The sequence below is a fragment of the Streptomyces sp. NPDC027962 genome (genome assembly GCF_055566095.1).
Genome location: NZ_JBVHTA010000019.1, coordinates 1 through 9,799 on the forward strand (window position 1 = coordinate 1; position 9,799 = coordinate 9,799).

Annotated in this window: 7 protein-coding genes; 6 read left to right on the forward strand and 1 reads right to left on the reverse strand. The window is 70.1% G+C overall.

Annotation, left to right across the window (positions count from 1 at the left end; genetic code table 11):
• The coding region (locus ACZ4SA_RS19110) for a homocysteine S-methyltransferase family protein (protein ID WP_468275789.1) at window positions 1-2,165 on the reverse strand (2,165 nt) is incomplete at its 3' end.
• A 240-nt stretch (window positions 2,166-2,405) separates the two neighbouring features.
• Between ACZ4SA_RS19110 and ACZ4SA_RS19115 the strand changes: the two genes are divergently transcribed.
• The 6 genes from ACZ4SA_RS19115 (at window position 2,406) to ACZ4SA_RS19140 (ending at window position 9,665) form a co-directional block, all read left to right on the forward strand.
• Window positions 2,406-3,170, forward strand: coding sequence for an IclR family transcriptional regulator (locus ACZ4SA_RS19115; RefSeq protein WP_468275791.1), 765 nt, complete (start codon window positions 2,406-2,408; stop codon window positions 3,168-3,170).
• A gap of 233 nt (window positions 3,171-3,403) precedes the next feature.
• Window positions 3,404-4,198, forward strand: a complete 795-nt coding sequence (locus tag ACZ4SA_RS19120) for an MIP/aquaporin family protein (RefSeq protein WP_468275793.1) — start codon at window positions 3,404-3,406, stop codon at window positions 4,196-4,198.
• 52 nt (window positions 4,199-4,250) lie between these two features.
• Entirely contained in the window at window positions 4,251-5,777 is a 1,527-nt protein-coding gene (gene glpK, locus ACZ4SA_RS19125; RefSeq protein WP_468275795.1) for a glycerol kinase GlpK, read from the forward strand.
• Between the two features lie 12 nt (window positions 5,778-5,789).
• On the forward strand, window positions 5,790-7,418 hold the full coding sequence (locus ACZ4SA_RS19130) for a glycerol-3-phosphate dehydrogenase/oxidase (protein ID WP_468275797.1): 1,629 nt from the start codon (window positions 5,790-5,792) through the stop codon (window positions 7,416-7,418).
• Between the two features lie 101 nt (window positions 7,419-7,519).
• Window positions 7,520-8,191: a FadR/GntR family transcriptional regulator gene (locus tag ACZ4SA_RS19135; protein ID WP_468275800.1), complete on the forward strand. Its 672-nt coding sequence runs from the start codon at window positions 7,520-7,522 to the stop codon at window positions 8,189-8,191.
• A 388-nt stretch (window positions 8,192-8,579) separates the two neighbouring features.
• Window positions 8,580-9,665, forward strand: coding sequence for a PAC2 family protein (locus ACZ4SA_RS19140; protein ID WP_468275802.1), 1,086 nt, complete (start codon window positions 8,580-8,582; stop codon window positions 9,663-9,665).
• Window positions 9,666-9,799: the final 134 nt, after the last annotated feature.

A 9,799-nucleotide genomic window follows, 5' to 3' on the forward strand; every position in this document is an offset into this window, starting at 1 on the left:
AGATACGCGACGGCGATCTTCATCACCTCGGCGGACTGCAGCACGAACGGCAGCTGCATCTGCCCGGAGCCGAACAGCTCGCCGACGACCTTCATACCGGCCAGCAGGGTGTCGTTGACGATGTCGAGGGCTGGGCGGCTGGTGAGGGCTTCGTCCAGGTCGGCTTCGAGGCCGTTCTTCTCGCCGTCGATGATGCGCCGCTGGAGCCGCTCGTCCAGTGGCAGCGCGGCCAGTTCCTCGGCCTTGCCGGCCTTCAGTGACTTGGTGGTGGCGCCCTCGAACAGCTCCATCAGCTTCTGCAGCGGGTCGTAGCCATCGCTGCGCCGGTCGTAGATCAGGTCCAGGGCCGTGTTGACCTGCTCCTCGTCGAACCGCGCGATGGGCAGGATCTTGGAGGCGTGCACGATCGCCGAGTCCAGGCCCGCCTTCACGCACTCGTCGAGGAAGACCGAGTTCAGCAGGATCCGGGCGGCGGGGTTGAGGCCGAAGGAGATGTTCGACAGACCCAGCGTGGTCTGCGCCTCCGGGTGACGCTTCTTCAGCTCCCGGATGGCTTCGATGGTGTTGAGGCCGTCCTTGCGGGACTCCTCCTGGCCGGTGCAGATGGTGAAGGTGAGCGTGTCGATGAGGATGTCCGACTCGTGGATGCCCCAGTTGCCGGTCAGGTCGTCGATGATCCGCTCGGCGATGGCGACCTTGTGCCCGGCCGAACGGGCCTGGCCCTCCTCGTCGATCGTCAGGGCGATCAGCGCGGCACCGTGCTCCTTGGCGAGCGCGGTGACCTTCGCGAACCGCGACTCCGGTCCGTCGCCGTCCTCGTAGTTGACCGAGTTGATGACCGCGCGGCCACCGAGCTTCTCCAGCCCCGCCCGGATGACCTCGACCTCGGTGGAGTCCAGCACGATCGGCAGGGTCGAGGCGGTCGCGAAGCGTCCGGCCAGTTCCTCCATGTCGGCGACACCGTCACGGCCGACGTAGTCGACGCACAGGTCGAGCATGTGGGCGCCCTCGCGGATCTGGTCGCGGGCCATCTCCACGCAGTCGTCCCAGCGGCCCTCGAGCATGGCCTCGCGGAACTTCTTCGACCCGTTCGCGTTCGTCCGCTCACCGATCGCCATGTACGCGGTGTCCTGACGGAACGGCACCGTCTGGTAGAGCGACGCGGCACCCGGCTCCGGACGCGGCTCGCGCGCCGACGGCGCCGAACCCCGCACCCGCTCGACGACCTGACGCATGTGCTCGGGCGTCGTACCGCAGCAGCCGCCCACCAGCGAGAGGCCGTAGTCGGACACGAACTGCTCCTGCGCGTCGGCGAGCCCCTCGGGACCGAGCGGGAAGTGCGCCCCGTCCTTGGTGAGGACGGGCAGGCCCGCGTTGGGCATGCACAGCAGAGGGATACGGGAGTGACGCGAGAGGTAGCGCAGGTGCTCGCTCATCTCCGCCGGACCCGTCGAGCAGTTCAGGCCGATCATGTCCACGCCGAGCGGTTCGAGCGCGGTGAGCGCGGCGCCGATCTCCGAACCCAGCAGCATCGTGCCGGTCGTCTCGAAGGCCAGCGAGCACAGCAGCGGGAGATCGGCCCCCGTCGCCTCCATGGCACGGCGCGCGCCCAGGATCGCGGCCTTGGTCTGCAGCAGGTCCTGGGTCGTCTCGACGATGAGGGCGTCCACGCCGCCGGCGATCATGCCCTCGGCGTTCTGCTGGAAGCCGTCACGGAGCACCGTGTAGGGGGCGTGTCCCAGGGTGGGCAGCTTGGTGCCCGGGCCCATGGAGCCCAGCACCCACCGCTGCTGCCCGGTGGAGGCGGTGAACTCGTCGGCCACCTCGCGGGCGATCCGGGCGCCCGCCTCGGACAGCTCGTACACCCGCTCGGGGATGTCGTACTCCCCCATCGCCGAGTGGTTCGCGCCGAACGTGTTCGTCTCCACGCAGTCCACGCCGACGGCGTAGTACGCCTCGTGGACGGAGCGGACGATGTCGGGCCGCGTGACGTTGAGGATCTCGTTGCAGCCCTCGAGGTCCTCGAAGTCCTCGAGCGTCGGGTCCTGGGCCTGGAGCATGGTGCCCATCGCCCCGTCGGCCACCACCACCCGGGTGGCGAGCGCCTGGCGCAGGGCGTCGATACGGGTCCGGCTGTCAGCGGAGGGGGTCGGCAACGAGGCCATGGATGTGCTCCCTGGGATGCGACGGCTGTCGGCTTTGCGTCTTCCGGGGAGAAGGCGCACGCAGCCAGCGTAGCCGTGCGGGCCCTCAGGGGGCGGAGGCGTCCCACGAGCCGGACGGGAGCGGGCACAGCGGCTTCTTCACAGGCCTCTCGCGCGAGATACTTCGGTCCGCCGTGACCGAGGTCGACATCGACCGATAGTGTTCAGCATTGTCGAACCGCGTGAAGAAGGGCCGATCCGATGGCGAAGAACATTCAGTCGCTCGAGCGCGCGGCTGCCATGCTGCGGCTGCTCGCGGGCGGTGAGCGCCGGCTGGGCCTGTCGGACATCGCGTCGTCGCTGGATCTCGCCAAGGGTACGGCCCACGGCATCCTGCGCACCCTCCAGGCGGAGGGTTTTGTCGAACAGGACGCCGCCTCCGGCCGCTACCAGCTGGGCGCGGAGCTCCTGCGGCTCGGCAACAGCTACCTCGACGTGCACGAGCTGCGGGCCCGCGCCCTCGTCTGGACCGACGACCTCGCCCGCTCCAGCGGCGAGAGCGTCCATCTCGGCGTGCTGCACCAGCACGGCGTACTGGTCGTGCACCACGTGTTCCGGCCCGACGACAGCCGGCAGGTCCTCGAGGTGGGGGCCATGCAGCCGCTGCACTCCACGGCCCTCGGCAAGGTCCTGGCGGCCTACGACCCCGTGGCGCACACGGAGGCGCTGGAGGTCGAGCACAAGGCCTTCACACCGAAGACGGTCACCGACCCCGAGGGCTTCGAGTCGGTGCTCGACCACACCAGGGCCCGCGGCTGGGCGGCCGATGTGGAGGAGACCTGGGAGGGCGTGGCCGCCGTCGCCGCCCCGATCCACGACCGGCGCCGCATGCCGGTGGGGGCGGTCGCCATCACGGGTGCCGTCGAGCGCGTCTGCAACGACGGAGAGCTGCGTTCCGAACTGGTGGCGGCGGTACGGGACTGCGCCCGCGCGGTTTCCAGGGACCTGGGCGCCGGGCGCTTCTGATCGTTCGGGCGCATCATCGGTAACGATCCGGTTTTCGCCAACCACAACCCTTGACGTCATGTTTACGGAGGACAAAACTGCCGTTCACCGGTCGGCAATGCCGAACACTTAACGGCAATACACGCTAGAGTGTGGCAACGCCTGGCCGGGAGCACGCCCTCTGCTGAGGGCGCGGACCACCGGAGGGACCCGGGGTTCGCCTTCCCCCTGGACGAAGGACAAAGGAGTCGCGGGTGTCCAACTCCGACATCTTCATCGGCGAGATCATCGGTACCGCCGTACTCATCCTGCTCGGTGGTGGCGTCGTCGCCGCCGTCGTGCTCAAGCGCTCGAAGGCGCAGAACGCCGGCTGGCTGGCCATCACCTTCGGGTGGGGCTTCGCGGTCATGACCGCGGTCTACATGACGGGCGCGCTGTCCGGCGCCCACCTCAACCCGGCCGTCACCCTCGGCATCGCGATCAAGGACAACGACTGGGGCAACGTCCCGGTCTACATCGCAGGTCAGCTGCTCGGCGCCATGATCGGCGCGACCCTGGTCTGGATCGCCTACTACGGACAGTTCCGCGCGCACCTCACCGACCCCGAGGTCATCGGCGAGCCGATCGACGAGAAGGCCATCGAGGGCCCGCACGACGAGCCCGCCTCCCAGGCCGGTCCCGTCCTCGGCGTCTTCTCCACCGGACCCGAGATCCGCAACGTCTGGCAGAACCTCGCCACCGAGATCATCGGCACGATCGTGCTGGTCCTGGCAGTGCTCACCCAGGGCCTCAACGAGAGCGGCAAGGGTCTCGGCCCGATCGGCGGACTGATCGTCGCCTTCGTCGTGGTCAGCATCGGTCTCTCGCTCGGCGGCCCCACCGGCTACGCCATCAACCCCGCCCGCGACCTGGGCCCGCGCATCGTGCACGCACTGCTCCCGCTGCCGAACAAGGGCGGCTCCGACTGGAGCTACGCCTGGATCCCTGTCGCCGGTCCGCTGATCGGTGCTGCCATCGCTGCGGGGATCTACAACATCGCGTTCGCCTGAGCCGTATCAGCTGCACGAGCCGTATTCCAAGAGACCTGAGCAGGAGCAGACCGTGACCGACGCACACACCACCGGACCGTTCATCGCGGCCATCGACCAGGGCACCACCTCCAGCCGCTGCATCGTCTTCGACAAGGACGGCCGGATCGTCTCCGTCGACCAGAAGGAGCACGAGCAGATCTTCCCGAAGCCGGGCTGGGTGGAGCACGACGCCGCCGAGATCTGGACCAATGTCCAGGAAGTCGTGGCCGGCGCCATCGAGAAGGCCGGCATCACCTCCGCCGACGTCAAGGCCATCGGCATCACCAACCAGCGCGAGACCACGGTGCTGTGGGACAAGAACACCGGCGAGCCCGTCCACAACGCCATCGTCTGGCAGGACACCCGCACCGACGCCCTGTGCAAGGAGCTCGGCCGCAACGTCGGCCAGGACCGCTACCGCCGTGAGACCGGCCTGCCGCTGGCCTCCTACTTCGCCGGACCGAAGGCCCGCTGGCTGCTCGACAACGTCGAGGGCCTGCGGGAGCGCGCCGAGCGCGGCGAGATCCTCTTCGGCACCATGGACTCCTGGGTCATCTGGAACCTGACCGGCGGAGTCGACGGCGGAGTCCACGTCACCGACGTCACCAACGCCTCGCGCACCATGCTGATGAACCTGCACACCATGGAGTGGGACGACAAGATCCTGCAGTCCATGGAGGTCCCGGCCGCGATCCTGCCGGAGATCCGGTCCTCCGCCGAGGTGTACGGGCTCGCCAAGGGCGGCGCCCTGGACGGCATCCCGGTCGCCTCCGCGCTCGGCGACCAGCAGGCGGCCCTGTTCGGCCAGACCTGTTACTCGAAGGGCGAGGCCAAGTCCACGTACGGCACCGGCACCTTCATGCTGATGAACACCGGTGACGAGCCCGTCAACTCCTACAACGGCCTGCTGACCACCGTCGGCTACCGCATCGGCGACCAGAAGGCGGTGTACGCCCTCGAGGGTTCCATCGCCGTCACCGGCTCGCTGGTGCAGTGGATGCGCGACCAAATGGGCCTGATCAACTCGGCCGCCGAGATCGAGACCCTCGCGTCCTCGGTCGAGGACAACGGCGGCGCCTACTTCGTGCCGGCCTTCTCCGGCCTGTTCGCCCCGTACTGGCGCTCCGACGCCCGCGGTGTGATCGCCGGACTGACCCGGTACGTCACCAAGGCGCACATCGCACGCGCCGTTCTCGAGGCCACCGCCTGGCAGACCCGAGAGATCACCGACGCCATGACGAAGGACTCCGGCGTCGAGCTGACCGCACTCAAGGTCGACGGCGGCATGACCTCCAACAACCTGCTGATGCAGACCCTCTCGGACTTCCTGGACGCACCGGTCGTGCGCCCGATGGTCGCCGAGACGACCTGCCTCGGCGCCGCCTACGCCGCCGGCCTGGCCGTCGGCTTCTGGCCGGACACCGACGCGCTGCGCGCCAACTGGCGCAGGGCCGCCGAGTGGACCCCCCGCATGGACGCTGACAAGCGTGACAGCGAGTACAAGAGCTGGCTCAAGGCCGTGGAGCGGACCATGGGCTGGCTCGACGAGGAAAACTGACGAGGAGCAAGAATGACCACCCTGCAGAGCGTCCCCGCCGCTGGGACGCACCCGGCCTCCGGCTCGGCTGTGTCTTCCCTCAAGGCAGCGGGCCGCGCCGAGACCCGGGAGCAGCTTTCCAAGGCGACGTACGACCTCCTGGTGATCGGCGGCGGCATCCTGGGCATCTCCACCGCCTGGCACGCCGCGCAGTCCGGGCTGCGGGTGGCCCTGGTGGACGCCGGCGACTTCGCCGGCGCCACCTCCTCCGCCTCCTCCAAGCTGCTCCACGGCGGTCTGCGCTACCTGCAGACCGGCGCGGTGAAGCTGGTGGCGGAGAATCACTTCGAGCGGCGCGCGGTCTCCCGGCAGGTGGCCCCGCACCTCGCCAACCCGCTCACCTTCTACCTGCCCGTCTACAAGGGCGGGCCGCACGGCGCGGCCAAGCTCGGCGCGGGCGTCTTCGCCTACTCGGCACTCTCCGCCTTCGGTGACGGCGTCGGTCACGTCATATCGGCGGCGAAGGCGCAACGGGACGTGCCGGAGCTTCGCACCGAGAACCTCAAGGCCGTCGCCGTCTACGGCGACGACCAGATGAACGACTCCCGCATGGCGTTGATGACGGTCCGCGCCGCCGCCCAGTCGGGCGCGACCGTCCTCAACCACGCCGAGGTCACCGGGCTGCGGTTCACCAAGGGCCGGGTCACCGGCGCGGAGCTCAGGGACCGCACCGACGGCACCGAGTTCGGCGTCACCGCCCGCCTGGTGCTCAACGCCACCGGCCCCTGGGTCGACCACCTGCGCAGGATGGAGGACCCGGAGGCAGCCCCGTCGATCCGGTTGTCCAAGGGTGCGCACCTGGTGCTCAAGCGCACCTCGCCGTGGAGGGCCGCGCTCGCGACGCCGATCGACAAGTACCGCATCACGTTCGCCCTGCCGTGGGAGGACATGCTGCTGCTGGGCACGACCGACGAGGAGTTCGAGGGCGACCCGGCGGATGTCGCGGTCAACGACAAGGACGTCACGCAGATCCTGGACGAGGCCGCGTTCTCGATCCGGGACCAGCAGCTGTCCCGCGACCTGATCACGTACTCCTTCGCGGGTCTGCGGGTGCTGCCCGGCGGACCGGGCGACACCTCGAAGGCCAAGCGCGAGACGGTCGTGACCGAGGGCCGCGGCGGGATGCTGTCGGTGGCCGGCGGCAAGTGGACGACATTCCGCCACATCGGCCGTACGGTGATGAACAAGCTGGCGACCCTGCCGGGCCGTCCGCTCGCCGAGGACATGGAGCCGATCGCGCACCTGCCGAAGAAGCTCCCGCTGCCCGGTATCGCCAACCCGAACGCGGTCGCGCACCGTCTGCTGGTCGACGGGGGCACCCCCGGCCCGCGGATGGCGGCCGACACGGCGCGTCACCTCGCCACCCACTACGGTTCGTTGTCGTTCGACATCGCCCGCCTCGCGAACGAGGACCCGGCGCTGGCCGAGCGCATCCACCCGGACGCGCCGGAGATCTGGGCACAGGTCGTGTACGCCCGCGACCACGAGTGGGCCGAGACGGCGGACGACGTGCTGCGCCGCCGTACGACGCTGACGATCCGCGGTCTCGCGACGGACGAGATCCGCGGCCGTGTCGAGGACGTGCTGGGCCGGAAGGCCTGATCCGGTCCATCTCGCGTCACACGAGGGCGGCCCCACCGGGGCCGCCCTCGCTGTACGCTCAGACATCCGATGTCTGTTCCCGAGCGTGATGGGGCGACGCCATGGCAGTGACCGACGAGGCCATCGAGAAGATCAAGGAGATGATCGCCTCCGGCGCGCTGCGCCCCGGCGACCGCCTGCCGAAGGAGAGCGAGCTCGCGGCCGAACTCGGCTTGTCACGCAACTCGCTGCGCGAGGCGGTCCGTGCGCTGTCGCTCATCCGCATCCTCGACGTACGCCAGGGCGACGGCACGTACGTCACCAGCCTGGACCCCCAACTGCTGCTGGCGGCACTGAGCTTCGCCGTCGACTTCCACCGGGACGACACGGCGCTGGAGTTCCTCGCCGTGCGCCGCATCCTGGAGCCGGCGGCCACGGCGATGGCGGCCGGCCGGATCTCCGGTGCCGAACTGGCCTCGCTCGACGCGCGACTCGACGCGCTCGGCACCGAGCCGTCGGTCGAGCAACTCGTCGCGGCGGACCTGGACTTCCACCGGGGCATCGCCCAGGCGTCGGGCAACGCGGTGCTCTGCGCACTGCTGGACGGCCTCTCCGGGCCGACGACCCGCGCCCGCGTCTGGCGCGGCCTCGCCCAGGAGGACGCCGTCAGCCGGACGCTCCACGAACACCGGGCGATCCTGGCGGCGCTGCGCGACGGGGACGGGGAGGCGGCACGGTCGTGGGCGACGGTGCACGTCGCAGGCGCGGAGCGGCGGCTCCGCGCCGCTCTGTAGCGGTCCGGGTCGCAGCCGCCCGGCCTCGGGCCGAGCTCCCCGTGGCCCGGCGGCAGCGCGTCGGTTGCCTCCCTGCTGCCGCCAGGCACCCGTCGACCGGCACGGGGCTGGAACGAGGCCGCTGGGGCACCTTCCCACGGCCGGCCCGGCCGCAGGTGGACCGGCGAAGGCGGCCGTGCGCCCTTGTCGGGGCTCCGCCCCGAACCCCGCGCCTCAAACGCCGACGACGCTGAATTGCTCGGATTAATCCAAGGTTCCAGTGCCCGCCGCTGCGACGTATGTGCGACCGCACCCGAGTTCACCCGGCCGTGCACGGGGGCTGCGGTGCGGGACGGGGAAAGCCGTAAGGTTGGGGCGTACGAAAGGGAACTTCGGAAGGAGGCACTGGGTGATCGAGCTCGAGGGGGTGCCCGAGCTGATCGACCCGGTCATGGTGGCCGCGTTCGAGGGCTGGAACGACGCAGGCGACGCCGCCTCCACCGCGGTCGCACACCTGGACCGGGAATGGAAGGGCGAGGTGTTCGCGGCGCTCGACGCCGAGGACTACTACGACTTCCAGGTCAACCGGCCCACGGTGTGGCTGGACGGCGGAGTACGGAAGATCACCTGGCCCACCACACGGCTCTCCGTGGTCCGGATCGGCGGCGACAAGCCTCGCGACCTCGTACTGGTCCGGGGCATCGAACCATCCATGCGCTGGCGGTCGTTCTGCAACGAGATCCTGGGCTTCGCCCATGAACTCGGCGTCGAGATGGTGGTGATCCTGGGCGCGCTGCTCGGCGACACCCCGCACACCCGCCCGGTCCCGGTCAGCGGGATCACCTCGGATCCGGACCTGGCGAGGACGATGGACCTTGAGGAGACCCGGTACGAGGGACCGACCGGCATCGTCGGCATCCTCCAGGAGGCGTGCACCCATGCCGGCGTGCCGGCCGTGAGCCTGTGGGCGGCCGTGCCGCACTACGTCTCGCAGCCGCCCAACCCCAAGGCGACGCTGGCCCTGCTCAACCGGCTCGAGGACCTTATCGGCGTGCGTATCCCGCTGGGCGAACTCGCGGAGGACGCACGGGCCTGGCAGCTCGGAGTGGACCAACTGGCCGCGGAGGACAGCGAAGTCGCCGAGTACGTCCAGACGCTGGAGGAGGCCCGCGACACCGCGGAGCTGCCCGAGGCGAGCGGTGAGGCCATCGCCCGCGAGTTCGAGCGGTATCTGCGCCGGCGTGACGGCGGAGGGCCCGGCGGTCATGCGACGGACGGCGGTGAGGGCAGCTCGTATCTGCGCGACCCGGCCGGCGGCCGCACCAAGCCCCCGCTGCCGCCGCGGCCGGAGACGGGCACACCCGCGGAATCCGGCGGCGACGCCGAGCAGGAGCAGCAGCCGCCCCGCACCGCCGACAGCGGTGAAGACGGGGACAACCGGGGTGAGCCCGGAGGCCGCGAGGACGACGGCCCTCCCGGACCGTCCGGGAGCTGAGCGGTAAGGAAGTTGGGGGCGGGGGGGGGGGGGGGGGGGGGGGGGGGGGAGGGGCTCCCTCCTTCTTGCGGGGGGAGCACACAAAACCTAGGGGGGAGAGGGGGGGGGGGGGGGGATGAAACCGAGAAGATGGG